The 25,333-nt window shown below is 64.8% G+C and carries 15 protein-coding genes and 5 pseudogenes; 9 read left to right on the forward strand and 11 right to left on the reverse strand.

What is annotated here, in order from left to right:
* The first annotated feature begins 64 nt into the window (after positions 1-64).
* From P1N55_RS01925 to P1N55_RS01935, 3 genes and pseudogenes are all read left to right on the forward strand, one after another.
* The gene (locus P1N55_RS01925; RefSeq protein ID WP_276277342.1) at positions 65-550 is read left to right on the forward strand and encodes an Lrp/AsnC family transcriptional regulator; all 486 of its coding nucleotides are present in this window, start codon (positions 65-67) and stop codon (positions 548-550) included.
* Positions 551-991: 441 nt separating this feature from the next.
* A complete protein-coding gene (locus tag P1N55_RS01930) occupies positions 992-2,476 on the forward strand; it encodes a proton-conducting transporter transmembrane domain-containing protein (RefSeq protein WP_276277343.1) in 1,485 nt (494 codons plus the stop codon).
* Positions 2,466-4,867: pseudogene (locus tag P1N55_RS01935) on the forward strand (DUF2309 domain-containing protein). Before P1N55_RS01930 ends, P1N55_RS01935 begins: the two are co-directional and overlap by 11 nt.
* Before the next feature lie 621 nt (positions 4,868-5,488).
* On the opposite strand, the gene P1N55_RS01940 reads toward P1N55_RS01935, so the two are convergent.
* From P1N55_RS01940 to P1N55_RS01950, 3 genes and pseudogenes are all read right to left on the reverse strand, one after another.
* Entirely contained in the window at positions 5,489-5,821 is a 333-nt protein-coding gene (locus P1N55_RS01940; protein WP_276277344.1) for a hypothetical protein, read from the reverse strand.
* Positions 5,822-5,990: 169 nt separating this feature from the next.
* A complete protein-coding gene (rdfA, locus tag P1N55_RS01945) occupies positions 5,991-6,611 on the reverse strand; it encodes a rod-determining factor RdfA (RefSeq protein ID WP_276277345.1) in 621 nt (206 codons plus the stop codon).
* A gap of 45 nt (positions 6,612-6,656) precedes the next feature.
* Positions 6,657-8,608: pseudogene (locus tag P1N55_RS01950) on the reverse strand (archaea-specific SMC-related protein).
* A gap of 584 nt (positions 8,609-9,192) precedes the next feature.
* Between P1N55_RS01950 and P1N55_RS01955 the strand changes: the two are divergent.
* Positions 9,193-9,924, forward strand: a complete 732-nt coding sequence (locus tag P1N55_RS01955; RefSeq protein ID WP_276277346.1) for a DUF7260 family protein — start codon at positions 9,193-9,195, stop codon at positions 9,922-9,924.
* Positions 9,925-10,820: 896 nt separating this feature from the next.
* Here P1N55_RS01955 and glmS read toward each other — a convergent pair.
* Together glmS and P1N55_RS01965 are read right to left on the reverse strand one after the other, a co-directional pair.
* Positions 10,821-12,620 (reverse strand): glutamine--fructose-6-phosphate transaminase (isomerizing), encoded by a 1,800-nt coding sequence (glmS, locus tag P1N55_RS01960; protein ID WP_276278659.1) that lies wholly within the window; start codon positions 12,618-12,620, stop codon positions 10,821-10,823.
* A gap of 223 nt (positions 12,621-12,843) precedes the next feature.
* Positions 12,844-13,422 carry a DUF7344 domain-containing protein gene (locus P1N55_RS01965; RefSeq protein ID WP_346429989.1) on the reverse strand — a complete coding sequence of 193 codons (579 nt, stop codon included), beginning with the start codon at positions 13,420-13,422 and terminating at the stop codon, positions 12,844-12,846.
* Positions 13,423-14,033: 611 nt separating this feature from the next.
* Between P1N55_RS01965 and P1N55_RS01970 the strand changes: the two genes are divergently transcribed.
* Together P1N55_RS01970 and P1N55_RS01975 are read left to right on the forward strand one after the other, a co-directional pair.
* The gene (locus P1N55_RS01970) at positions 14,034-14,579 is read left to right on the forward strand and encodes a DUF7344 domain-containing protein (RefSeq protein WP_276277348.1); all 546 of its coding nucleotides are present in this window, start codon (positions 14,034-14,036) and stop codon (positions 14,577-14,579) included.
* A gap of 159 nt (positions 14,580-14,738) precedes the next feature.
* The gene (locus P1N55_RS01975) at positions 14,739-15,020 is read left to right on the forward strand and encodes a winged helix-turn-helix domain-containing protein (RefSeq protein WP_276277349.1); all 282 of its coding nucleotides are present in this window, start codon (positions 14,739-14,741) and stop codon (positions 15,018-15,020) included.
* Positions 15,021-15,074: 54 nt separating this feature from the next.
* Here the strand turns inward: P1N55_RS01975 and P1N55_RS01980 are convergent, their stop codons facing one another.
* Positions 15,075-15,356: a HalOD1 output domain-containing protein gene (locus P1N55_RS01980; RefSeq protein WP_276277350.1), complete on the reverse strand. Its 282-nt coding sequence runs from the start codon at positions 15,354-15,356 to the stop codon at positions 15,075-15,077.
* Positions 15,357-15,590: 234 nt separating this feature from the next.
* Here P1N55_RS01980 and P1N55_RS01985 point away from each other — a divergent pair, with 234 nt between their 5' ends.
* Positions 15,591-17,420, forward strand: coding sequence for a COG1361 family protein (locus P1N55_RS01985; RefSeq protein WP_276277351.1), 1,830 nt, complete (start codon positions 15,591-15,593; stop codon positions 17,418-17,420).
* Between the two features lie 479 nt (positions 17,421-17,899).
* Positions 17,900-18,757: a glycosyltransferase family 2 protein gene (locus P1N55_RS01990; protein ID WP_379690414.1), complete on the forward strand. Its 858-nt coding sequence runs from the start codon at positions 17,900-17,902 to the stop codon at positions 18,755-18,757.
* A 440-nt stretch (positions 18,758-19,197) separates the two neighbouring features.
* Here the strand turns inward: P1N55_RS01990 and P1N55_RS01995 are convergent.
* The 4 genes and pseudogenes from P1N55_RS01995 to P1N55_RS02010 form a co-directional block, all read right to left on the reverse strand.
* Positions 19,198-19,377 (reverse strand): annotated as a pseudogene (locus P1N55_RS01995) (UDP binding domain-containing protein); the annotation flags it as partial.
* A 64-nt stretch (positions 19,378-19,441) separates the two neighbouring features.
* A complete protein-coding gene (locus tag P1N55_RS02000) occupies positions 19,442-20,476 on the reverse strand; it encodes a nucleotide sugar dehydrogenase (protein ID WP_276277353.1) in 1,035 nt (344 codons plus the stop codon).
* Positions 20,473-21,580: pseudogene (gene wecB / locus P1N55_RS02005) on the reverse strand (non-hydrolyzing UDP-N-acetylglucosamine 2-epimerase). The gene P1N55_RS02000 and the pseudogene wecB overlap by 4 nt, the downstream one beginning before the upstream one ends.
* Positions 21,581-21,956: 376 nt before the next feature.
* Positions 21,957-23,105 carry a glycosyltransferase family 4 protein gene (locus tag P1N55_RS02010; RefSeq protein WP_276277354.1) on the reverse strand — a complete coding sequence of 383 codons (1,149 nt, stop codon included), beginning with the start codon at positions 23,103-23,105 and terminating at the stop codon, positions 21,957-21,959.
* Positions 23,106-23,244: 139 nt separating this feature from the next.
* On the opposite strand from P1N55_RS02010, the gene P1N55_RS02015 reads away from it, so the two are divergent.
* Positions 23,245-24,114, forward strand: coding sequence for a glycosyltransferase family 2 protein (locus P1N55_RS02015; protein ID WP_276277355.1), 870 nt, complete (start codon positions 23,245-23,247; stop codon positions 24,112-24,114).
* Here the strand turns inward: P1N55_RS02015 and P1N55_RS19555 are convergent.
* Positions 24,081-25,261, reverse strand: a pseudogene (locus P1N55_RS19555) (FG-GAP repeat domain-containing protein). The gene P1N55_RS02015 and the pseudogene P1N55_RS19555 overlap by 34 nt on opposite strands.
* Between the last annotated feature and the right edge of the window lie 72 nt (positions 25,262-25,333).

Consider the following 25,333-nt stretch of genomic DNA (forward strand, 5'->3'; position numbering starts at 1 on the left):
GCCGACGCTACTGGGACCCGCGCAACGTACAAAGGTAAAGTGTCTCTGCCGCGGACACCCCGGTATGGTTGACGGAGACATCGACGAGGTCGACAGGGCGATACTGTACGCGCTCCAGGAGGACGCCCGGAACATGTCGTCCGGCGACATCGCGGAGCGAACCGGAACCTCGGACAGCACCGTCCGCAAGCGCATCCAGCGCCTCGAGTCCGAGGGCGTCATCAAGGGGTACAGTGCCAGTGTCGACTACCAGAAGTCCGGGTACCCGCTCCGGATGTTGCTCTACTGCACCGCGTCGATCCCGGACCGGGGCGACATCGTCCCCGAAATCCTCGAGATAGACGGCGTCGTCTCGGTGCAGGAACTCGTCACCGGTGAACAGAACCTCCTCGTCACCGCCGTCGGCGAGACGGACAGCGACATCACGCCGGTGGCCCAGGAACTCCTCGACATGGGCCTTACCGTCGCCGACGAAGTCCTCGTTCGAAGCCACGTGACGACCCCCTTCGGTAGGTTCGACACCCGGACGGGGACCGCGGACGACGAGTGAGCGCCGAAGGGTGGGGCTAAACACGGGTGACTCCCCGTCTGAACCCCCTCGCTGCTCCAGATGCTCACGTCCCCGCGTCGCGATAGGCGTCGCGGATGCTGTTCTGCGGCCGGTGACGTCGCCGGGTTACTGTCGCTCAGCACGGGTTGGCACTGCTCCGACGGACGCTCTCATAACCCCCAGCACGAGCCGTGTGGACCTGTGGTGTGCTTCCGGTACCGTCGACCCTGTGCCTGCTCCCGTTATCGCGTGCCCGTAATCAAAAGGGTCCGTCGGACTATCCACCTGGAATCATAATGTTCTTTCATAACCTATTGTCGAACAGTCTGGTAAATTAGATAGATTTAATAGACAGTTTGTTACAATATCGGGGTAGAGACGACCGGTGACGGTATCCGGGCCACCCCGAACGCCGGAACTGGTCGCAGACCGGACCGAACGATGTCAGGACACAACCCGAAACCGACGGTCGGAGCGCTCCCGGACACGACGGCGGAGTCGCCGTTCGTGCCCGTTGCACTAACGTGGCTCGTGTGGTCGCTGTTCGCGGCGAGCATCGCCGTCCTGGGCGCCCGACTCCTGTCCGACGGCGCCTGGGTGGTCCCGGGCGTGGCCGTCGTCGACGGCCTGACCGTCCTGCTGTGGGTGGTTGTCACGTTCTTCAGCGGCATCGTCCACAGTTATTCGCGCCGCTATATGGCCGGCAACGCCGTCGAGACCGACTTCTTCGTCACCGTGTTTGGCTTCACCGTGGTCGTGATGGGGCTCGTCGCCGCCGACCACGTCGCCCTGTTCGGCGCGCTGTGGCTGACGATGGGACTTCTGATGGCTAGACTCGTCGGCGTCGTCGACGGGTGGAACCAGGCACAGGCGGCCGCGAAGGTCGCCCGCAGGTACTTCCTCGCGAGCAGCGCGCTCCTGGGTGTCGCGGTGGCGACGCTCTGGTGGACGACGGGGGCGACGACGATCTCAGGAGTCGCCTCGGTGTCCGGGTCGCTAGATGGGACGGCCCTGGTCGTCGCCGCTGGGACGCTCGTCCTCGCAGCGATGATACAGTCCGCCCTGGTGCCTTTCCACACCTGGCTGCTCTCCTCGATGACCGCGCCGACGCCGGCGTCGGCGCTCATGCACGCGGGGTTCGTCAACGCGGGCGGCATCCTGCTGACTCGCTTCGCCCCCGTCGTCAGCGTCGACCCCACGATACTGCTGGCCATCGTCGTCGTCGGCGCCGTCAGCGCGCTAGGTGGGAAGCTGCTCAAGTCAGTCCAGTCGGACGTCAAGGGCGAGCTCGGTTGCTCGACGGTCGGGCAGATGGGATTCATGATACTGCAGGCCGGACTCGGGTTCTTCGGAGCAGCGATAACCCACCTCGTGCTCCACGGCTTCTACAAGGCCTACCAGTTCCTGGGCGCGGGAGGCCAGGTCCAGCGCCGTGCTCCTGGGTCGTCCGCGACGGCGGGGACAGGCCTGACCGACATCTCCGTCACGCTCGTGACGGCACTCGCCGGCGGCGCGCTCTTCGCGTTCTTGACCGGAAAGGGCACGAGCCCCGATAGCGGCCTCCTGCTGGCCCTGTTCGTGGTCCTCACCACGCTCCACGCGGCCAGGAGCGTCGTCCAGCACAGCGACCTCTCGGCGACGGTCCGTTACGGGGCGGTTCCGCTGGTCTTCTTCCCGGCCATCACCGTCTACGCGCTCGTCTACACCGCCATCTCGGGCCTCCTGTCCGGACTGCCGGCCGTCACGGCGGCGACCGAACTGACCGCCCTTCACGCCCTCGTAGCGGTCGCCTTCGTCGGCGTCTATCTCGCCGTGGAGACCGGCATCCATCAACGGAGTCACCGCCTCTACGTCGCGCTGGTGAACGCGAGCCAACCACCACAGCAGACCATCACGACCACCGCGGAGGACTACGATGACTACTGAGACGACGATTCACGACAGCATCGACAAGGCAGCGACTACCGTCGGGTCGGTCTGGCCGATCCACTCGTTCGTGACGGCCAACCCCCTCGCGGGGTTCGAGGACCTCCCGTTCGACCGGGCCGTGATCCAGGCCGCAGATCTGCTCGGCGGGCGCGGGTACCCGCGCCCCGAGACCTACCGGGCCGCCCTCGAGGACGGGCAGATAGACCCCGAGATACTCGAGGCAGAGCTCGCGGAACGCGGTTTCGAGGGAGACCCGGAGAGCCTGCTCGACCGTATGGACACCGACGCCGAGCACGACGCCCCAGACACCGCCACCGAACGCGTCGACCACGTCCTGACGAAGTGGCTGGCGGACTTCATCGACGAGGGGCGCGCCGAGTGGGCGATGCCGGACCGCGAGGCCGGGTTCTACGCCGCTTTCCGGACGGTGGCCGAGCACGACGGCGACATCCCCGAGGAGGGGATCGTCCGTGACCTGCCCGAGACGCCGCTGACGGCCATCGAGAGGCTGCTCGACCCATACCCGGAGAGCCAGTGGGTCCCGATCCTCGAGGAACAGTTGGCCGCGCTCCCGGGCTGGACCGGGTTCGTCAAGCAGCGCGTCGAGGACGGCGGGGACTGGCAGTCGGCCCACCCCATCACGCTGGAGGGGTACCTCGCCGCCCGCTTCGCGCTGCTCGACGCCTTCGACGTGGATATCGAACCATCGACCGGTCCCGACAGCGCCGACGCCGACACCGTCGACGAACTCGCCGACGCGTTCCTGACCGCTTGGGAGGCGAGTTACCGCAGCGACGTCGTCGAGCACGTCGCCGACGAGAGCAAGTTGTTCACAGAGCGCGAGTCGTCGGGGCGCCCCGACGCGCAACTGGTCTTCTGTATCGACACCCGATCAGAGGTCATCCGCCGTCACGTCGAGGCCGCGGGCGACTACGAGACCCACGGCTACGCCGGGTTCTTCGGCATCCCCATGGAGTACCAGGGTTACGACGACGTGGCCGTCGACGCCTGTCCGCCCATCCTCGACCCGCAGCACCGCATCTCCGAGGTACCGACCGACGACGACACGCGGGCGAGTCACGCGACGTGGACGGACCTCCGCGAGACCGCGGGGTCGGCCGTCAAGACGCTGAAGACGAACCCCGCGACGGCTTTCGGCTTCGTCGAGCAGGCCGGGAGCGGGTACGGACTGGCACTCGCCGCCCGGACGCTCGTTCCCGGCCGCGTCGCCGACCTGTTCGACACCGCTGAGGACGCGGTCCCCGACGGACACGAGTTCTGCGACCAGACCGTCCACCACCAGCACACCTACGCGGGCGACCTCCCGGTGGGGCTGACCCACGAGGAGAAAGTCGAGTACGCCGCGACGGCCTTCGACCTGATGGGGTGGGCGGAGTTCGGTCGCCTGGTCGTCTTCACCGGTCACGCCAGCGAGACAACCAACAACCCCTACGACGCGAGTCTCGACTGCGGGGCCTGTGCCGGCAACCCCGGCGGCCTAACGCGCGCGTGCTCGCGTCCATCTGTAACGACCCGGACGTCCAGGCGGCGCTTCGCGAGCGCGGCGTCGACGTACCCGAGGACACCGTCTTCCTCGCCGGCGAACACAACACGACGACCGACGAGGTCGAACTGTTCGACGGCCACGTCCCCGAGAGCCACGCCGACGAGCTCGAGCAGTTGCGCGAGGACCTCGCCACCGCTCGCGAGAGCGCGGCGGCCGAGCGCGCCGGGTCGATGGACGCCGGCGCCTCGACGGGTGTCGGCGAGACGGAACGCCGCGCCGCCGATTGGGCGGAGACCCGCCCCGAGTGGGGGCTGGCCGGCAACGCCGGGTTCGTCGTCGGGCCACGCGCCCTGACCCAGGACCTGGTTCTCGACGGCCGGTCGTTCCTCCACTCCTACGACTGGTCGACCGACCCCGAGGGCGACGCCCTCGAGGCCATACTCACGGGCCCGATGGTCGTCACGCAGTGGATCAACGCCCAGTACTACTTCTCGACGGTCGACAACGCCGTCTACGGCAGCGGGTCGAAGGTGACCCACAACCCCGTCGGGAACGTCGGGGTCTACCAGGGCAACGGCGGCGACCTGATGACCGGGCTCCCGTTCGAGTCGCTGATGGCCGCCGACGGCGACCCGTACCACCAGCCGCTCCGTCTCTCGACGGTCGTCCACGCCCCGGTCGACCGCACCACCGAGGTGCTGGCCGGCCACGACCACCTGACCGAGCTGCTGGACAACGACTGGCTCTCGCTGACGGTCGTCGACCCCACCCAGGGCCACCGCGCGTTCCACTACGAGGCGGACCTGGAGTGGACCCCGGTGGCCGACCAGCCGGAAGTGCGCCCGGCGGAAGCGAGGGCGCCGACGGTCGCGGACGACTGACCACACTGGATTCGAGCTCGCTACTGCCGGCGGTGTCCGCGACCACCCGCCTCCCGCCGGACCTCCCCCGCTGGCGAGCGGCCCGGTCATAGTGCCCGCCGACCGAACCGTGCGACCGCCCTACTTTAGGCCGACCTAAATATCGAAAGGGGTTTTATTCTTTAGGTTGGCCTAAACAATATGTACGACGACGCGGACGGATCCGACCACACGACACGACGATCGTCCTGCAGTACGGCGGCGCCCTCCTCGCTGGCTGTTCGAGCGACGACGGCGCCGACGGCAGCAGGTACACGACCGCCGAGCCGTCGACCGACACGCCGACGGCCACGGCTACACCCGAGCAGATAGCGTCCGCGGACGGGGAAGCGACGGAATCCCGGGGCGATTCCTACGCCGTCGAGATGGCGCCCGCCGGCCGCGTCGAGTTCGACGCGCCGCCCGAGACGGTCACGCACTACTTCCCCGACTAGGGAGACATGGCGGTCGCGCTCGGTCACGGCGACTCGATTCTCTCGATGGGGGTGCCCTCCCGGTTCCATACGAGCCACTACGACGACCTCGCCGGCGTCATCGAGGCCGAATCCCCGCCGTACTGACCACCTCTCCCGCCGTCTTGACTTACTCTCGCTGGAGGTTCGGGCCCGGTTTCCAGGTGTTGCCCTCCAGGACGACCAGGTCGTACCGTTCGAGCACCTGCAGGGTGTCGACGACTGCCTGTGCGTCGAAGTCCACAGTCATCGTGTCGGGCAACCGTTCCGCGATGGCGCTTCGCGTGCCACCGTCCATCTGGACGACCGTCTCGAGCAGCGTCTCCAGGTCGGCCATGAGCGGTTCGAGCCCCGGGCTTCCGTCGGTCGGCGACTGGAGTCTGTCCATGACGTCGTCGTAGTTACCCGTAATTTCGAGTGATACGGCCACAGTATCGCTTTCCGGTTCGGAATCGTCGGACATATCGATGGCATTCACAGAGAAATCCTAAAAGTGTTTCCATCTATGGCGGTTCTGCGAACGTATCGATTCGAGATACGGGCATCGACCGACCGACGCCGGGGACTCGCTATACGGCCGTCGAAGGTGTGTGGTGTCGTCGAACTCCACACGGCGCGACACGTCTCGCCGGTCAGGACCCGCGTTCGCAGTCACAGCCGCGCTGTTCGAACAGTTCCGTGACGGAGTACTGGGCGCCACACTCCTGGCAGAGGACCTGGGCGTCGAGGAACACCTCGAACTCCCCGAGGTCGAACCGCCCCGAGTTGCGCAGCTTCTCGATGCGCTCTTCGGTGACCGACATCGTCCGCGTCATCAGCCGCTGGATGCTTTCCAGGTCCTTCTGTATCTTCTCGTCGTCGGACGGCCCCTCGTAGGCCGCGCCCCGCCACTCCTTGAGATACGAGCGTATCGCCTGATACGTGACGAAGTCGCCCAACAGGTCGTCGACGTCGACGCCGTTTCGCTCCAGTCGACTGCGCGTGTCGGTCTGGACACCCGTGCTCACTTCCTCGTCGGTGAGGTTCCGGTAGGTCATGTCCACGTTCGTCTCGAGCGCGCTCATGCCGGCGTCGAGCAGTCGCTGTTCCAGGAGGCGTTTGTTGAACAGGGTCGCGAGGTCGCGGAGGCTCATCCGCTCTTCGCCCGTCCCCGTCCAGCGAGCTTCCAGTTCCGCGCCGAGTCCGTCGAGGTCGTAGTCGTCGATGAGCCGGGCTACTTTGCTCGACGGACGGTCTTCTGTCGCGTCAGCCATCTATTGCTTGAAACGTGGGGCGAGACCAGTAAAAGCGTGTCGCCCTCAGATGTCGGTGATTCGGTGGTAGTCGTCGTCGAGCGCCTGGGCGTCCTCGGGGAGGAGCGCTACGACCAGATACTCGGCGTAGTCGCTGAAGTAGTCCACCAGCGCCGCGATGCGGTCCGCGTCGATGGCCTCGAGCGAGTCGAGCAGCATGAACGGGACCACCTCGTGGAGGTCGTGGACGAGGTAGCCCGCCAGCGCGAAGATGAGCCCCGTCACCTTCCGCTCGCTCTCGCTGAGGTGGTCGATGGTGTCCTCGTAGGCCGCGCCGTTCTCGGTCGTCCTGACGATGTGGAGTTCGAACATCGCGCGGTCGACGGTGCGACGCCCCTCGCGAACGGAGCGTTCGACGCGCTCGATCCAGATGCGGTCCAGGTTCTCGTACTCGAGGGTCTCGAGCAGGGCGTCCATGTGCTGGTTGAACTCCTCGACGGCCTGGCTCTCGATCTGGTCGATCTTCGTCCGGAGGTCCGTGAGCTGGTCACCCAGCTCCTCGCGCTCCGTCCTGAGTTCCTCGGCGTCCTCGAGCATCCCCTCGATGGTCTCTATCTCCTCCGTCGCTTCGTCGAGGTCAGACTCGAGGCGGTCGATCTCGAACTCGAGCTGGTTGGCCTCCGTGTGGAGGGAGAGGATCTCCTCGAAGTCCTCCGACTCGAGGTCCTCGACGTCGGACTCGAGGGTCTCGACCGTCTCGGTCAGCGACTGGCGCTGTTCCTTGAGCGACTCGACCTGTTCGGTCCGCCGGTCGATCTCGGCCGCGATGTCGTCGATCTTCTCGTCGAGTTGCTCTCGCCGGCGCTGTTTGCGCTTGGCCTCCGACTGCTGGTCCTTGAGGTCTTCCAGTTCCGTCTTGAGGTCGTTCAGTTCGGCGACCTTCTCCTGGCGCAGCGACTGGAGCCGCTCGACGGTCGCCTCGATCTGTTCGCGGTCGACGGTCGACCCACAGGTCCAGCAGACCAGGTCCTCCTCGTCGTCGGCGAGCAGCTTGTCGGTCACTTCGCCACTCGTCGACGTGTCCTCGAGTGTCTGCAGGACCTCGTAGTCGTCGTCCTCGAGTCGCTCCTCGTTGTACTGGATGAGACTCTGGAGGTCGGAGATCTCCGTACTGAGCGACTGGCGCTGTTCCCTGAGTCGGACGATCTCGTCCTCGAGGTTCGCGTGTTCGCCCATCGGGGCCGACGGGAGCTCCTCGCGTTCGGTCTCGAGTTCGCTCCGTTCCGATTTCAGCGAGGCGATGCTCTCCTCCTGGGTCTCGATCTTCCGGCGGATGGACTCGATCTCCGAGCGCGTCTCGCGGAGCTCGTCGAGCTTCGACTCGAGCTTCTGTTGCTCGCGACGACTCTCCTCGATGTTCTGGCTGTTCTCGTCGATCTCCGCCTCGAGTTCGGCGACTCGTCGCGCTTGTCCTCGATCTGTTCGCGCAGCTCGGTCCGGCGCTGTTCGAGCCTTGGGAGGTCCGTTTTCCGATTCTCGATGGTTGCGAGCTCTTCGTTTATCTCCTCTTTCTCCGCTTCGAGTCGGCTGATCTCCTCCTTGATAGCCGTCGTATCCACGGGGCGCATGATGATCTCCCGGAGGTCGTCTCCACGGGCGACGGACTGCCGGGGTTCGTTGGTCTCGAGCAGGAACGCGAAGAGGTCCGCCACTTCTGGTTCCTCGAGGAACGGGTCCCCCGAGAACTTCACGGCGTCTCCCGTGCGAGCGAGGGTTCGCTCGTACGTCTCGCCGCCGAACTCGAGTCGGATGTGTCCCTCGTCGGCATCGCCTTTGAGTGTCACCTCCCGACTGCCCATCGCACCCATGATGGACTGGAGGAACGACGTCCTGTTTGTCGCGTTCTTCCCCGTCAGGACGGTTACCCCGGGTGGGATGTCGACCTGTGCGCTATCGATCCCGCCGATGTGCTCGACGTCGAATCGGGCGACATCGGAGACCTGACTCGATGAACTCATTGCTACCCGTTTGGCACGTCCATTATAAAAATCAACTGGTCGAAGCGACGTCTACGGCCCGCAGCGGCCGTGATAATGAATGTACAATTGTTACTCACGAGCGCGTGTTACGTCCCTCACCCTGGTGCCCACGCCCGGGGCGTGGGGACAGAGTTGTCCGACCGTCCTGTCATCGCCACACCGTAGTGATGCCAGCCCAGACTGGCGGCGCCGTCCCGTAGCTGCGGGGTGGCGTCGCCCTCTGTCACGTTTACCCCGTGTTGGGTCCCTGTCCGGGGACTCCTTTGGGACCAAATCGTCGAACTTCTGTTCAAACAAAATACATTTGGCTGCGAATATCTCAATTTCGTGTCGAGTGTGTCTGGGATTGTCTCTGACTCCCGACGTATCGCTCACCTGGGCGCCCGGACTGAGGGCCACCGGTCGAATCCGGGCGGAGAGGACCGCTCCGTATCGATTGGACCACACCCGTCCTCCACGGGCAGGTCTGGGTTGCCACGCTCGTATATAAAGCCACGCGCGTGACCCGGCGATATCGGTTGGTAAGTAAAACATTTATTGTTCTTAACACGGTACAGTCACCCATGTCAACTTCCCCCGCCCGCGAAAACCCCCACTGGTTCCTCGACTCGCTCAACGAGTACGTCGCGGAACCACTCGAGACGGCGACGGCGTCTCTGGAGCGCGAACGGCGGGAACTCACGGCAGAGTGTGACGCCCTCGAGTCGTTCCGGGACGCTGTGGAGGACGTGCCTCCGGAGGCGGTGAGCAGTCGCGGGCAGTTCCCAGTCGGGATCGACACGGGATCGAGCGACGAGACGGACACCGTCCGGCGGGCCTACGAGGAGACGTTCTACGCCGTCGATCACCAGCACGAGGTCTACGGGGACACGCTGGTCGAGAGCATCGCGAGCGAGTTCGGCTGGGACTTCGCCGCCGTGTTGCGCCCGGGTAGCGACGTCCAGTTCTCGCGGACGCTCAAGGAGGGTCTACTCGGCGGCGTCGACCGGGCCATCGACGAGCGCCAGTCGCTTCTCTCCTGCGTCGAGGCCGAGGAGGCGTCGGTCGAACGGGCGGCCGCCGACCTCGCCGACCTCCTCGAGCCGATCGACAGCAGCGTCTTGCCCGAGTGGTACCGGAACTCCTTCGAGAGCGAACTGCGGGCCATCACCGACACCAGACAGCGAACACTCCACGACCGGACCAAGACGTTCGACAACCACGACTTCTGTTCGTACCTCTACGAGGAGCCCGAGTGGACCTACCCCGTCCTGACCAGCGTCGCCCGCCTGCGTGAATCGGTGTCGCTCCAGTAGGCCAGGGCAGTCGGCATCCGTCGTGTTGCTGGTCCGGCAGGCGCGCCGATACTAAGTAGTCGACCAGACGCCACGTCCCCCAGAGTAATCGCTACTTATCGTATCCGCCAGTCGACGAATTCCCGATTCGCTCCGTAGCGACCCTCTCCCGGGCAAGTGGTACTGCCGCCGGAGCCGCCGGACGTGCCATTTCACCTGGCGAAACCGGCGATAGGGAGAGATTTACAATGCCGAATCGCGCCGCACCCGGCGATGCCGGACACCGTCGGACCCCGGCGGAAGCCTGCTGGCCGCGGCCGGTCCCGACGTCGGCACAGACTCCACTCGCGTGTGACGCCTCCCGCGTCGACGGTAGAGCGGGCCCCGGCCGACTTCAGCACTCGGCCGGCGTGCACGGGCACGAGGACCGCCCGCTCTCTGGATTGTCAGTCGTCCTTTATCAATGGGTTTGCCCGTTCGGCGCAATCCGCTATTACTCCCGGATAACTCGGTTATAACAATATCACTGTATCGCCTGGTACTACTCGGGGAGAGGAAGTTACAGCGACTATTTGGCCGACATCCCTTGCCATCCCACCCGACCCCACCCACCCCAGGCCAAGCATCGGGACGACTGCCGGGCCGTTTTCGGCACTCGCACCCCGCATCTCTCCCCCAAAAACTCCGATTCGACGTTTCTTTCGAACACCGTCCCACAGTGGCGACGACGCAGTGCAGGTGCCCTCACAAGACGCCACTAGCGGCTCCGACAGTGTCGGACAGTGAGACGCTCCTCGATTGCAACGGCCTAACTCCCAGTATCAAGGGGTGAAGGAGAACGAGGCCCCCGAGGATGAGAAGACCCGAAGTCTCAGAAAGGCACCGGGGACACACCGGGTCGTCTGCCCGGCCCAAGTTCACTCGACTGTGACGCTCTTCGCGAGGTTCCGGGGCTTGTCTATCGCCCTGTCGAGCGTGTCGGCGACGTAGTACGCGAACAGCTGGAGCTGGAGGTTCCCGAGGACGGCTGTCAGTTCGGGAGCGGTGTCCGGGACAATCAGGACCTCGTCGAACCCGCCGTCGACCAGGTCGCTGCCCTCGGGGACGACAGCGACGACCGGGGCGCCCCTGGCCTGGACCTCTTCGACGTTGCTCAGCGTCTTCTCGTCGTGTTGCCCCGAGAACAACGCGATCACTGGCGTGCGGGAGGTCACGAGCGCCAGCGGCCCGTGTTTCAGCTCGCCGGCGGGGAATCCCTCGGCGTGCTCGTATGAGATCTCCTTGAGCTTCAGCGCCCCCTCGAGGGCCACGGGGTAGCAGGTCCCGCGCCCGATGAAGAAATATGAGTCGGCGTCGGCGTAGCGGCGCGCGACGGCCCCGGCGCGAGACCGGTCGAGCGTCTCCGCCGCGTGGTCCGGGAGTGCCGCCAGTGCGTCGAGCGGGTAACCGCTCGCGTCGCCGTCGCGTGCTCGGACCAGGTGCTCGGCGAGCAACAGCAGGGTGGCTATCTGTGAGGTGAACGTCTTGGTGGCGGCGACCCCGATCTCGGGGCCCGCCCGTATCAAGACGTGGTGGTCACACTCTCTGGTCACCGTGGACCCGACGACGTTGGTCACGGCCAGGGTCGTCGCGCCCTCCGCTCGCGCGTGGCGGACCGCCTCGAGCGTATCGGCCGTCTCGCCACTCTGGGTGACTGCGACGGTGAGGACGTCGCCGCCGACCGGCGGTGGCGAGTCGCTGTACTCCGAGGCGAGGAACGTCTGGGCATCGACCCCTCGCTCGCGGAGGAGCTGTTCACAGTACAGACCGGCGTGATAGGACGTCCCGCAGGCAACGAAGTGGACAGCAGAGAGCGACCCGGCGTCGAGTGCGTCGAGCTCCTCGAGTCTGACGGCCCCGTCCGAGAGACGGCTCTGTATCGTCTGCTCGATGGCCGACGGCTGCTCGTAGATCTCCTTGAGCATGAAGTGGTCATAGGTTCCCTTTCGGGCGTCGGCCGGACTCCAGTCGATGGTCTCGACCTCGCGCTGGACGACCCGGCCGTCGTTGGTGACCTCGTAGGACGTCGGCGCGAGCGTGACCAGGTCGCCGTCCTGGAGGTAGACGACGTGGTCGGTATACTCGAGGAAGGCGGGCGCGTCGCTCCCGAGATAGTACGTGTCGGCACCGACGCCGAGCGCGAGTGGCGACCCGCGCCGCGCCGCGAATAGCCGGTCGTCGTCCTCGACGAGCACGGCGACCGCGTAACTGCCCTCGAGTCGGTCGATGGCCGACCGGACGGCCGTCTCAGTGTCGGCTCCCGACTCGATGGACTGCTCTATCAGGTGTCCGACCACCTCGGTGTCCGTCTCGCTCGTGAACTCGTGGCCGCGCGCGCGGAGTTCGGCCCTCAGTTCCTCGTGGTTCTCGATGATACCGTTGTGGACCACCGCCACCCGACCCGAACAGTCCGTGTGCGGGTGCGCGTTCGCGTCGGTCGGCGGCCCGTGGGTGCTCCATCGAGTGTGCCCGATGGCTCTCGTCCCGTCGGGGAGGTCACGGCGGACGTCGTCCACGAGGGACGAAATCTGTCCGGCGTGCTTGCAGACGGCAAGCGAGTCCTCGAGACCCACGGCGACTCCCGCGGAGTCGTAGCCCCGATACTCGAGGTTCTGCAGTCCACGCAGGACGCTCGCGAGGACCGGTTCGGTACCGTTGGCCGCGATGATGCCACACATCGCTACCTCCAGTGCGGGCCGCACTGTTGGGCGGTCGGACCGTGGTCGCGCTGGCTGGGTGCGTTCCGTTCCGAGAGCGACTCCGGCGTGCTACGTTGAATCATAGTGGGGACTGTTTGCTGGTAGACGCTCACTCAGTCACGTCGTCACCGTATTGTAATCGGAGTCTTTCTGGAAAGTATACGACGTCTACCCGACTGCCGGAGCTGCGGAAAATGAAGCCTCAGTCGTCGCTGTTCTCGGCCGCCCAGTGCAGCGCGGAGGTGACGCCGGCGATACCGACGACGAGTGCGAGCATCGCCATGACCGCCCAGCCGGGAACCGGTGCGAGGACCGAAAGCGCCAGGACGAGGACCCCGACGACGGAGACGCCTGCGTAGTACTTGTACCAGCGACGCGCCGGTCCGTCGTCGGCGTGGTCCAGGTACTTCTCGAAGTGGACGGCTTCGTCGGTGAGTTCCACGTGACCGCGGTTCTGGTTGAACTCGACGACCCCGATGTCGTCCATCTTCGGGAGGTGACACTGGTAGAGGCCGACGTAGACCCGCTTGCGCTGGCTCGAACTGAGTTCGGCCGTCGTGATACCGTTCTCGACGGCCGCGACGTGTTCTGCGAGGTCCGACAGCGAGACTCGTTCGTCGCGCTCGCGGAGATACTTGATGACCTCCCGGCGCCGGCTGTTCTTCAGGATCTCGAAGATGAGGTCGAGTGACGGTTCCGGCGGTTCGTCGGACGCCTCGTCGGTCTCTGACTCCGCTGTAACCTGTTCTGAAGTGCTAGTAGTGACTGATTGTTCGTCCACGTTCCGTTCCGATTGCGACATTGATTGATCCTTGACTCCCATAGTTTCCCTTTCCCGCTACCGTGGCCCATTCACGAGGCCTTACGAGGGTGTGTCGGCTCTTCCCCGTGGCTGGAGTAGCCACCCGATTGTACTCGGTATAACTGTTATTCTATTGGAAAGTACTTAATCCTTTGCAACTGCTGAGTAGGCGATACTAATTCGATAATATCATCTTATACAGATAGTAGGGAAGACGTTGCTGTGGCCAATCGGGTCCCTGGGACGCTCTTCGAGGTCGTGCTGTCGGCGCTCGTAGCGGACTCGGTAGGTTCGTCGTTCCCCGGGTTGGGGGTAACTGACACCGTGTCGGCTACGGCGAAACGGTTACTACCACGTCGATTCGGTAGCATCGGGGGGTCCGGTCGTTCGTACGTGGAACGCAGCAATACAAAATAACCAGGGATTGCGCCAGCTATCTCGCCATTTGGCTCCGAATACATGAGGTATGGCCCAGGTAACAAAGGCCTTTATACGCCAAATCCTGTACTGTGATTTACGAAAACCACCTGACTCGGACCCCGTACGAAAGACACTGGGAGTAAAAGCCGATGATAGGCTCTGACTCTGCAGTGATACCACGTGACGACGCCTACGAGGTGCTCAGCAACCCTCGCCGTCGAGCGATACTCCACATCCTCCGGACCGCAGCGACACCGGTGGAAGTGACCACGCTGGCTGCGAAGGTCGCCGCGTGGGAGGAGGGTGTCGCGCCCGTCGACCTCACGAGTCGACAGCGCAAGCGTGTCTACGTTTCGATGTACCAGACGCACATTCCGAAGCTCGAGTCGGTGGGGCTCGTTGCCCACGAGGGAGAGTCGGTTCGCCCGACAGATCGGATCCACGAGATAGACGCCTACCTGTCGAAAGAGAGCCGGTGGGTTCCCTGGTACTACCTGACGACGGCGACGTCCGCGTTCGCGGTGGTCCTGTTCGGCGTCGCCTCACTGGTTCCGTCGTTGACCCTGTCGCTCGCTTACTTCGCCGTGTTCTTGCTCGTAGCCGGCGTCGGACTCAGCGCAGTCGGCGGCTTCGTCGAACACAGGAACCGCACCCGAAAACTCCCGGCCGAGCTCTCGCGCTACCCGGCGTCGATACAGGTGACCACCAGTGACTGACACCTCCCGTCCGGGAACGGTCGCGGGGACGTGCCTCTCGAGTGCGCAAGAGTTATCCGCGAACCACGTGAAATATCTATCAGTCGGTGTGACAACAAACCGCAGGGACCGGCGTCAGCGCGCGGTCGGCTCCTGGACTACAGCGCCGAACAACGCATAATGGCAGACTTCGATCAGTGGGACAAGGTAAGTTACGTGATCAGTTCACGGTATCGCGTGGAGACGATTCGACGGCTGTCGGAAGGTCCGGCGACACCGTCACTCATCGCGAGTGACCGCGAGCTCAGTATCGCGCACGTCTCACGGGCACTACAGGAGCTTCGGGAGATGGACCTCGTCGACCTCCTGGTATCGGAAGATCGGAAGAAAGGGCGCGTCTACGGTATCACGGACAAAGGATTGCAGGTCTGGGAGACCATCGAACGAAAGAACATGGCCTGACGGTCCCCAGTTTGGACCGACCGTCCCGCGACGTTTCTCGTCCCGGTATCTGGGTCACTCGCGTGCGCTGTCCAGTCGGTCGACCTCGATACCCGTCGGGTCCAGCTCGACGTGACAGCCCGCGTGTGTGAACTCGAACCGGAAGTCGGCGCCTGCGCTCCGCTGGAACAGACGGTTCAGCGCGTCGGTGTCGATCTGGTTCCCGATGGGTTCGATATCCGTGACGTCTTTCTCGAGTGTCTCGGAGAGCTTGAAAGCGATCTCCGCGCTCGGTGGCCGGTCGACGAAATCCTCGATGCGACTCTCTTCAGCTCCCGGTTTCTCGTCCGTCCACATACCTCCGCTTTCGCGAGCGGTTATAAATATCTACTGAACTCGGTGGGGACGACGTGTCCCCACGTCCGCCGGCGGCCCCGCCGGACACTGCCGAAACCGAGCGACGGAAGCCCTTCCTAATCGAATCGTTCCAGACTGCTTACCGGGTCGTTCGTGACGCCATCTCGAACTGGAACGTACCCGGATGCTATTACAATCTATCTAACAATATCTCCGTATTCGGTCTACTGTGACATGGCTATCAGCCACAGGCAGTTGGTTCTGATCGGCTTCGCAGTCGTCGGAATCGTCACGGTCGGTGCCGTGACGGGAGGGTTCAGTGAACCGCTCTCTGCACAGGAACAATCACTCGAGACAGCAGACGTCGACTTCGCGGTCGGCGACGTGGACGACTCCGATCAGGTCCTCCCGGGCGAGGACGTGACCGTCTGGGCGACGGTCCAGAACCCCGAATCGTCCGAACGGACGCGGCAAGTCGAACTCCGCGTGGACACCGACGGTGACGGCGTCCTCGATACGACCGTCGCAAAGCAGGAGGTCACGCTCGGTGCGGACGCGTCCAGGACAGTCGAGCTGACCGTCCAGAGCGAGGGGATGGACCCGGGCACCTACACGTACGGGATCACGACCGGGGACGACGACCCGCTCGAGACGAACGAGTTCGTCGTCCTCCGACCGGCGACGTTCACCCTCGACGACAGTGACGCGTCCTCCCCTGTCGTCCAGGGCGACAGCACGACCATCACTGCCACCGTCACGAACGACGGCGAGACGAGCGGTGTCCAGGACGTCGAGCTCTACCTGACCGACGGGAGCGGCTTCGGCGAGGACGACCTCGAGACGAGCAAGTCACTCTCGCTCGGCCCAAGCGAGTCCGGCACCGTCTCCTTCTCGGTCGGGACTGCCGACCGCTCGCCCGGGTGGTACCGCTACGAACTGCGCACCGGGGACGACGAGCGGAGCGGCAGCCTCGTCGTCCACCAGCCGGCCACGTTCGAGGTGACCGACGTGAACGGCTCACTCGACGTCGTTCGCGGTGAGACGGCCAACGTCACCTGGACCGTGTCGAACGTCGGCGACGTAAACGGCACGCAGACGGTCACGTTCACCCACGACGGCCAGGCACTCGAGAACAGAACGCTGACGCTCGGCGCCCGTGAGTCCGCCGACTTCCAGTTCAGCGTCGACACGGCCACCCACACGCGCGGGAACTACACTTACTCGCTGGCGTCGACCGACCACGAGGCGTCGGCCGACCTGCGCGTCCGCGAGAGCGAGTTCACTGTCGTCGAACTCCGCGGGAACGACACCCTCTACATCGGCGACCCGATGGTGTTTACGGCCACGATCCAGAACACCGGTGACGCGCCGGACACGCAGTCTGTCGAACTCAAAATCGACATCGACGGTGACGACCAACCGGAATCGTATGGCCTCACGCAGAACGTCACGCTCGCGGCCAACGAGACCAAAGACGTCGTCTTCGACGTCCCGTACCTGGAGGACCCGGATCCGCTTCCGGTCGAGGACTTCATCACCGGCACGTTTATTTACAGCGTCAAGACTGAGGATACCGCCAAGAACTCCGTCTTCGTAGCCAAGTGGCCACCGTACAGTGGTTCCGGTGGGGCAGACGACGATGATACCGAAGACACCAGTGCGGACATCGAGTACACCACGCTCGACGAGATCTCGGTGGCCAAGACCGGCCACCACTACGACGAGCTCAGCGGAGAGACCACGCCCCAGATCGAGGAGATATTCGCCCGCCAGCCGTTCGCCGATGGCCTCGACATCACGCAGGTCTACACCCGCGAAGAGTTCGCGCGCAAGGTCTACGACGTCCCGGTGCCCCGAAGCGAAGACTTCGAGTTCAGCGAACTCGACATGGACCTCCAGCAGAAGATAGAGGCGGAGTACGACGCCCAGTTCCTCACCGAGGAGGGTGACACGGTCGAGTCCTGGGACGAACTCGCCCAGGCGAAACACGGGACCGACTACGAGAGCCTGAACGACACGGAACAGGCAGCCATCCGCGACGCGTACCTGGCGCAGTTCGACTGACCCACGGTCGCGGCTCGTTCTTTCTTGCGGTATCACCGCTCGCTCACGGATCGATTCAGCGCAGCCACCCCGGGCCTCCGTCGCGCTGTCCTGTTCTGTGTCGGTCGTCTCACACCAGGTGCGTACGTCAGTCGTTGCGGTCGGCCGACGGTTGGCGACCGTGGGCGAACGCCCTGCGTTGCCTGATTCATCCTGCACGCAACATCCTGGTATCGAGTTGCCCCGAATACCGTCACTACCGACTGAAAGCAAGGAATAACAATGCGACTTTCTGGGGAAGGAGAGGGTGGAAACGGGATGGTCGACACGGGGTCGACGTCACCGGTACCGACGCAGCATGACATTTACTGAACGTACCCACGCACGAATCGACGACGGTCGCTCTGATGGCCACCCGCAGGACGTGTGCCTCCAGCACGGACGACGAGCGGTCGATACGTCGACCGGGACTCGACTGGCCACCGGCGGAGGTGGCTGAGATGTACCGCGGATCCTCGGTCGGCGTCGTCATCCCCGTCTACAACGAGGCTGATTTCATCGGCGAGGTGCTGGAGACGATACCCGGCTTCGTCGACAAGGTGTTCGTGGTCGACGACAGATCGACCGACGAGACCTGGTCTGTCATCACCGAGTACGTCGCCGAGACGCCGCCGGAGACAGACCAGGCACCCGAGACAGCCACTGACGGGATCGCTGCCCTCACCGACGGTTCTGGCCAGGAGTTCGCGTCGCCGTCCCTGCTCGGGGACCGCATCGTCCCGGTCAGACACCAGACAAACAGCGGGCGGGGTGCCGCGGTCAAGACCGGCTATCGACTCGCCTTGATAAACGACCTCGACGTCGTCGCCGTCATGGACGGGGACGGACAGATGGACCCGGACATCCTCGACCGTATCATCGACCCGGTCGTCGAGGGCACCGCCGAGTACGCGAAGGGGAACCGCCTGGTCTCGCTCGAACACTGCCGGCAGATGTCCAACTGGCGGCTCTTCGGGAACACGCTGTTGAGCGTCCTCACGATGGTCGCCAGCGGTCACTGGACCATTCGGGACCCACAGAACGGCTACACGGCCATCTCCGGGGAGGCGCTGGACCGACTGTCGCTCGACGACCTCTACGACGATTACGGGTTCCTCAACGACGTGCTCATCAAGATGAACGTCCACGACTTCACTGTCGTCGACGTCCCGATGGACGCGTTGTACGGCGACGAGGAGAGCGGTATCCGCTACGGTTCCTTCGTGCCCAGGCTCTCCTTGCTCCTGTTGCGCGGCCTTCTGTGGCGGCTGTGGACGAAGTACGTCGAGCGGCCGAGCCGCTCCGCCACGACGGCATGAAGGTCGTCCGAGCCGAGGCGTTCCGGTTTTTTGTTGACGATGGCCAGTTCAGTGAGCCGCTGTGCTGGTTGGAAGCCGCTCTCTGTGGTGGCCGCCTCGAGTCAGACGTGCCGTCGAAACACGAGCGACGACAGTCGAGCTAGTGTCCGGGAGTGAATCGCGGACGTGATCGAGATCGACGACGACCGGCCCGGTCCGGAGATCTCCTGCTCGGTCCCACCACCACGACAGCCGGTGGTACGGAGGCACTGCTGCCGACATCGTGAACCCGGGGATCGGAATCCTCACCGCGTTCTACCGGTCTGTGCTTCCGCTCCCGTGAGACACGTCGCCGTGACTCGGCCGTCAGAATCTACGTCGGCCACGCTCGCGCCGCAGGGGTGGAGCAATCGCTCACAGCGCGTCTCGTCACTGGACGACTGCGGTCCTGAAAACCTTCGTTACAGCTGTTCGACGTCCATGCCGTGTTCCGCCCACTCCTCGGCGTCGAGGACCCACTTCGTGTCGATGACGAGGTTGCCCCGCATCCGGTCGCGGAGGTCGTCCGGAGAGAGGTCGGCGAACTCGTCGTGGTCCGTGGTGATGACCACGGCGTCGGCGTCGGCGAGTGCGCTCTCGTAGTCCGAGAGCTCGAACTCGGAGGTCGTGACGTACGGGTCGTAGACGCGGACGTCGAGACTCTGCTCACCCGTCGGTGGTGATGAGCGGCGGTTCCTCGAACAGGGTCCTGGCGAAGCGCTCGCCGGGGCTGTTGCGGGCGTCGTCGACGTTTCCCTTGTACGCCAGACCGAAGACGGCGACGTTGGCGCCGGCCAGGCTCCCCAGTTCGTCCGTGAGCATATCGGAGACGTACTCGACCATCCCGTCGTTGACGTCGCGAGCACACTCGATGAGGTCCACGGAGTCGGAGTTCTGGCCCAGGTAGTGGGGGTCGACAGGCAAACAGTGGCCGCCGACCCCCGGCCCTGGGGTGAGCAACGAGACGCGCGGATGGGTGTTGGCGAGGTCGAAGCTCGAGCGCACGTCGACGCCGTAGTCGCGTGCCACCTTCGCGAGCTCGTTGGCCAGCGCGATGTTCGTGTCCCGGAAGGTGTTCTGCGTGAGTTTGACGAACTCCGCCGTGGTCGGATCGGGAGCGCGGTGGACGTGGCTCTCGGTCACGGACTCGAACAGCCACGCGGCCGACTCGGTCGAGTCGTCGTCGATACCGCCGACGATGCGGTCGTTGTGTTTGATCTCGTGGAGGATGTTCCCCGGGAGGATGGTCTCGGGACAGTGCGCCAGGTGGAAGTCCCGGCCGGCGCGGAGGCCGCCTATCTCGAGCGCGGGGCCGACGACATGCTCGGTCGTCCCCGGGGGCGAGGTCGAGGTGAGGATGACCGTGTCGCCCTCGCGGAGGTGGGGTTCGACGTTCCGGGCGGCCTGCTCGACGTACGTGAGCACGGCGCGCTCGGCGTCTTCGTCGAACGGCGTCGGGACGCAGATGAGGTGGTAGTCACTTTCTGTAGCCGTCGTCTGGAGCGACAGGCGCCCCGAGTCCAGCGCCTGCTGGACGTACGCCTCGAGTTCGACCTCGTTGTACGGCGGCGCGCTCTCACGGAGCATCTCGATGCGCTCGCGGTCTGTGTCGACGCCGACGACGGAGAACCCCTCGTTGGCAAAGAGCGCGGCGGTCGGCAGACCGACGTACCCGAGTCCGTGGACGGCGACGCTCGTCATGCCCGCACCTCCGAGGTGACTGCCGTCTCGATGCCACATCCCGCCAGAATGCGGGCCGCGGCGTGGCCGTCGCCGAAGGGGAGGTCCCAGTCGGTGTCACGGGTCTGCATCTCGAAGGCGTTGACCACGATGCTTTCCGGTTCGGGACCGGCGAGCACGTTCGACCCGACCTCGAGCGTCTCGGGGCGTTCGGTGTTCTCCCTGAGCGTGACACAGGGTCCCGAGGATGCACGTCTCTTCCTGGACGCCACCGGAGTCCGTGAACACGAGCGAGGCGGTGTCCTCGAGGTGGAGGAACTCGAGGAAGTTCAGCGGCTCGATGCACCGGATGTGTTCGGGCACCGTCAGGCCGAACTCCTCGAGCTTCGCCTCGGAGCGGGGGTGAATCGGGTAGAGGACGGGCTTGTCGGTCAGTTCCGCGTACCGGTTCACGCCCTCGAGTAGCTGGGCGAACCGCTCCGGGTCGTCGACGTTGCCTGGCCGGTGGGCCGTAAGCAGGACGAACTCGCCGGCGGCCACACCCAGGTCCTCGAGGACGGTACTGCGGTCCGCGGCAATGTCTCTGTTCTGGAGGACCGCGTCGACGACGGTGTTGCCGGTGACGCTGACTCTGTCGGCGGGGATGCCCTCCTCCCGGAGGCGCTCGGCCGAATCGCCGGTCGGCGGGAACAGGAGGTCTGCGGCGTGGTCGACGAGGACGCGGTTGTGTTCCTCGGGCATGTCGCGGTCGAAGCTACGGAGGCCCGCCTCGACGTGTCCCAGCCGGACGTCGAGTTTCATCGCCGCGATGCCACCGGCCAGTGCGGAGTTCGTATCGCCCTGGACCAGCACGACGTCCGGGTCCTCGTCGAGGAGGATCTGCTCGATCTCGACGAGCATCTGCCCGGTCTGGGCGCCGTGAGTCCCGGACCCCACACCGAGGTTGTAGTCGGGTTCGGGGAGCTGGAGGTCGGTAAAGAACACGTCGTCGAGCTTCTCGGAGTAGTGCTGTCCGGTGTGGATGACCGTGAAGGGCACGTCTCCGTCGACACACGCTCTGATTACCGGGGCGAGTTTGATTATCTCGGGTCTGGTCCCGAGGACGAACGCGATGTGTGTGCTCACAGGCCTGAAGACCCGGTATATCCGCTTTGTAAATTGTTTCTTATCGATTCGGGCGTGAAAAACAGATCGCTGGAAGCAACTCCTTTCGTCGGTTCGGTCTCTTTACCACCTGGTCGTCTACTTACTATTCAAATTTCTAATAGTTGTGTCGGAGTAGCATTCGTTTGCTAGCCGGGCGGTGGGTGGTTTCCCGGGCAACAGCGACGGAGCCGTCGCGACGATCCGCCGTATCGAGGGTGGAACGACCCGTCGAGGACCCTCGCGTCTGCCCCGGCACATGGTCGCCTCGTGACGGGTTAGTCACTCTCTTCGGGTCGTCGGTCCGGATAACGACCTCCTTCTCTCCTCGCTGTAACGTGCTGAATCGGACCCACGATCAGTCGGTCACCTGGGCATCGACGGTGACCCGGCCGGACCGTGCGCCACCCCCGGTCACGAGCCGGTCGTACGTCGCGAGGAGCTGGTCGGTGATGTGGTCCCAGGTGTACCCGGCCTCGATAGTCTCCCGGTTCGTCCGGGCCATCGCGGTCCGCCTGTCGTCGTCGCGGACGAGTGACTCCATGGCTTCGCAAAGCTCGTCGATGTCGCCGGGCGGCACCAGGATACCGTTCCCCGGGCCGACGACCTCGGGGATGCTCCCCACGGTCGTCGAGACGATGGCGTTCCCGCCGGCCATCCCCTCGAGCAGCGAGATGGGGAGCCCCTCCGCGTACGTGGGGAGGACGTATATCGACCCCTCGTTCAGGAGTTCGAGCTTGCGCCGCTCGCTCACGAACCCGTGGTACTCGACGGCGTCGAACTCGGCTGCCAGGTCCGTCACGATGTCCGACCGCGGTCCCTTCCCGGCGATGCTGACCGTGAACGCGAGGTCCGCCCAGTCCAGGAGGCGGCGCACCGCGGTCACGAACTCCTCGACGCCCTTGCGGTCGATGAGGTTCGAGACGAAGACGATCCGTGGGGGGTCGACGCCGTAGACCGGGGCGAAGTCCTCGGCTTGGACCGGGTTCGGGAGCACGCTGACGGACTCGAGGGTCAGCTCCTGCTCGAGGACCGTCGCCCAGTACTCCGAGAGGACGACGACCTCGGTACAGCGGTCGAAGATGAACTGGATGTACGCCCGCCGGCCCGGCCCGGCCTCCGCGAGGAAGTCGTCGAAGTCCGACCCGTGGATGTGGACGACGATGGGGGCGTCACGGAGGAGCGCAACCAGCAGGATGTATATCGACTTCCGGTAGAACGAGACGCGGGAGGACGCGTGGACGTGAACGACGTCGGCGTCGAGATACAGGGGGAAGAGCACCACTCGCGAGAGCGCCGAGAGGGCCGCGAGGACCAGCCAACGCGCCTTCGCGAACCCGCCGGCGTCCAGGGCGTCGCTCCCGGCCGGGACGCTGGTGTTGTAAACGGTCACGTCGAGGTGGTCACTGAGCTCGTCTGCCTGCCCCCGGAGGAACTGTGAGACGCCGCCGGTCTCTTGCCGACACGGTCCGACGATGAGCAGCGACTCGGGCGATGGGTCAGCCATTGCGGAGGGCTACCCGGAGTCGACGTATTGTTAATCACTACATGTCGCCGACCTGCCCGGCCGGGACGGCGGTGATTTCAGGGTGGAAAGGGACGTATAATAAATACTGACAGTGTCGAGCTTTCGAACGAAGATTTCAATGGTTTCGGTAAGCGTCGTCGTGGCGACGTTGCAGTCCTACGACGAGTTAGACGTGGTGGACTATCTCGAACGGGGGACGTACGACGACTACGAGGTGGTCGTCCGTGACGACTATCCAGTCTGTAAGGCACGGAACGAGGGGATACGACAGGCACGGGCGGACAAAATCGTCTTCCTCGACGACGACTCGCTCCCGCGCGAGGACTACCTCGAACGGGCCGTCGAGACGCTCGAGCAAGAGCCGGCGTACTCCGGGCGGACGGTCCACCCGCGGTCGGACATCTTCGCGCGTCACTTCACGGCCCACTACAACCGAGGTGACGAACCTCGCTACGTCGATACGTTCTGGGGCAACAACATGGGTGTCCGCAGAGAGGTGTTCGAGGCAGTCGGCGGCTGGGACGAGAACATGGGCTGGGGCCACGAGGAGAAAGAGCTCGCCGCACGGGTGCGGACCCAGTTCGACATCCGTTACGACCCAGACCTGGTGGTCACACACTCCTACGCCGACAGCGTCCCCGGCTACTGGCGCAAGATGTACAACCTCGAGACACAGCATCCGTACTACTGGCGCAAGGTCGGCTACTCGATGCGCGAGGTCGTTTCGATGACGGTGTTCGGCGCGCTGAACCCGAAGTACTACGTCGTGCGGGGCTCAGGGGATCGCTGGTCAAGGCCGGGGCCCAGCTTGCCGGGACTGCAGGCCGCATCAGGGGCGTCCTCGACCTGCTGGGGAAGGACGCACCCGAGTTGGACTCCGGGGTGCCTCCCTTCGAGCGTCGAGCCACCCGCGAGAATCCGACGACGTCCGCAGAATAGGGGTCCGTCTACCGGTCAGTTCTCGTTGTACCAGACGTCGACGTGGTGATCCGGCGCGTATGACTTCCCGACGATGTCTATCCGGCCGTCCCCCGTCATGTCGACGGCGACGGCCTCGTGGGTCTCGATGCCCCTGGACACGACTTCCCTGTCGAAGGTCCCGTCGCCGCGGTTCCTGAACAGGAGGTGGACCGGGTCGTCGTTCTCGCCCAGCCCCATCTCGGCGACGTATATGTCGGGGGTCCCGTCGCCGTCGAAGTCCGCGACCTGCAGCGTGTGGGGGCAAAAGAGACCGTCTTCGAGGATTGTTCCGGTCCACTCCGGCCCGTCGAAGACCGCGACGCGGCCAGGATGGGTACCGTAGTGGGGGAGTCCCCCTCCGAGAAGATCACTTCGAGGTCCCCGTCGCCGTCGAGGTCGGCCAGTTCGACCCGCGTGTCGTCCCACCCGGTGACGACCGGGTCGCGACGCCACCCGGTCGCAGCGCCGCTGTCGCGGTGGTAGACGTAGGTGCCGGCGATGATCTCGTGTTGACCGTCGTGGTCGATGTCCCTGATTCGGAGCCCTTCGATCTCGATGCCCCGGTCGACGATGTGGAGACAGGATTCCGGCCACGGTTCGACTGTCGGGTCCTCCGGGATGTCGTAGTAGAACACGGTCTCGGACTCCTGGGAGAGACCCACGAGTTCGTCGACACCGTCCCCGTCGACGTCGCCGGCCGCCAGGTCGTGGTACTTCTCGAAGGTGTCGGTGACCAGGTGAGGCGTCCACGGCTCGCGGGGGTCGTCGGGCATCTCGAACCAGTAGACGTCGGTGTTGTTGATGCCCTGGCCGACGACGACGTTTTGCCGCCCGTCGCCGGTCACGTCACACAGCGTCGCGCCGACGTCCAGGTTCGGGGCGAAGGCCACGTCGTGGCGCTCCCACCCGGGGTTCTCGTACCAGAAGAGGTTGGTGTGTTCCACCCCGACCAGATCGAGCATCGCCTCCACCGGAAGGGGGGTGTCTCGGTCGAGCTGGGCCACGAAATCGCGGCCGGGGAACCCCTGTCCGGCGCCGCCGACGATCACGTCGGGGAGGCCGTTCCCCGTCAGGTCTGTCGTGAGACAGAACCCGAGGCGGGAACACGGTGGGTTCGCGTCGATCTGTTCGTGTCTGAACTTCGTCCGGGACTGCTGTCGTTCGGTTTCGCTCATGGTTCGTGGTCGGGACCGCGGACCGACGCTCGCGCCAGCGCGTGCACAGTCCAGCTAGGCCCCGTCTCGTAC

It is taken from the genome of Haloarcula regularis, assembly GCF_029338315.1.
Taxonomy (GTDB): domain Archaea; phylum Halobacteriota; class Halobacteria; order Halobacteriales; family Haloarculaceae; genus Haloarcula; species Haloarcula regularis.

Bases quoted from the DNA above. Each gene is read 5' to 3' on its own strand.
- P1N55_RS01925 (WP_276277342.1), top strand. From the start codon at position 65: ATGGTTGACGGAGACATCGACGAGGTCGACAGGGCGATACTGTACGCG.
- P1N55_RS01930 (WP_276277343.1), top strand. From the start codon at position 992: ATGTCAGGACACAACCCGAAACCGACGGTCGGAGCGCTCCCGGACACG.
- P1N55_RS01940 (WP_276277344.1), bottom strand. From the start codon at position 5,821: ATGTCCGACGATTCCGAACCGGAAAGCGATACTGTGGCCGTATCACTC.
- rdfA (WP_276277345.1), bottom strand. From the start codon at position 6,611: ATGGCTGACGCGACAGAAGACCGTCCGTCGAGCAAAGTAGCCCGGCTC.
- P1N55_RS01955 (WP_276277346.1), top strand. From the start codon at position 9,193: ATGTCAACTTCCCCCGCCCGCGAAAACCCCCACTGGTTCCTCGACTCG.
- glmS (WP_276278659.1), bottom strand. From the start codon at position 12,620: ATGTGTGGCATCATCGCGGCCAACGGTACCGAACCGGTCCTCGCGAGC.
- P1N55_RS01975 (WP_276277349.1), top strand. From the start codon at position 14,739: ATGGCAGACTTCGATCAGTGGGACAAGGTAAGTTACGTGATCAGTTCA.
- P1N55_RS01980 (WP_276277350.1), bottom strand. From the start codon at position 15,356: ATGTGGACGGACGAGAAACCGGGAGCTGAAGAGAGTCGCATCGAGGAT.
- P1N55_RS01985 (WP_276277351.1), top strand. From the start codon at position 15,591: ATGGCTATCAGCCACAGGCAGTTGGTTCTGATCGGCTTCGCAGTCGTC.
- P1N55_RS01990 (WP_379690414.1), top strand. From the start codon at position 17,900: ATGTACCGCGGATCCTCGGTCGGCGTCGTCATCCCCGTCTACAACGAG.
- P1N55_RS02000 (WP_276277353.1), bottom strand. From the start codon at position 20,476: ATGACGAGCGTCGCCGTCCACGGACTCGGGTACGTCGGTCTGCCGACC.
- P1N55_RS02010 (WP_276277354.1), bottom strand. From the start codon at position 23,105: ATGGCTGACCCATCGCCCGAGTCGCTGCTCATCGTCGGACCGTGTCGG.
- P1N55_RS02015 (WP_276277355.1), top strand. From the start codon at position 23,245: ATGGTTTCGGTAAGCGTCGTCGTGGCGACGTTGCAGTCCTACGACGAG.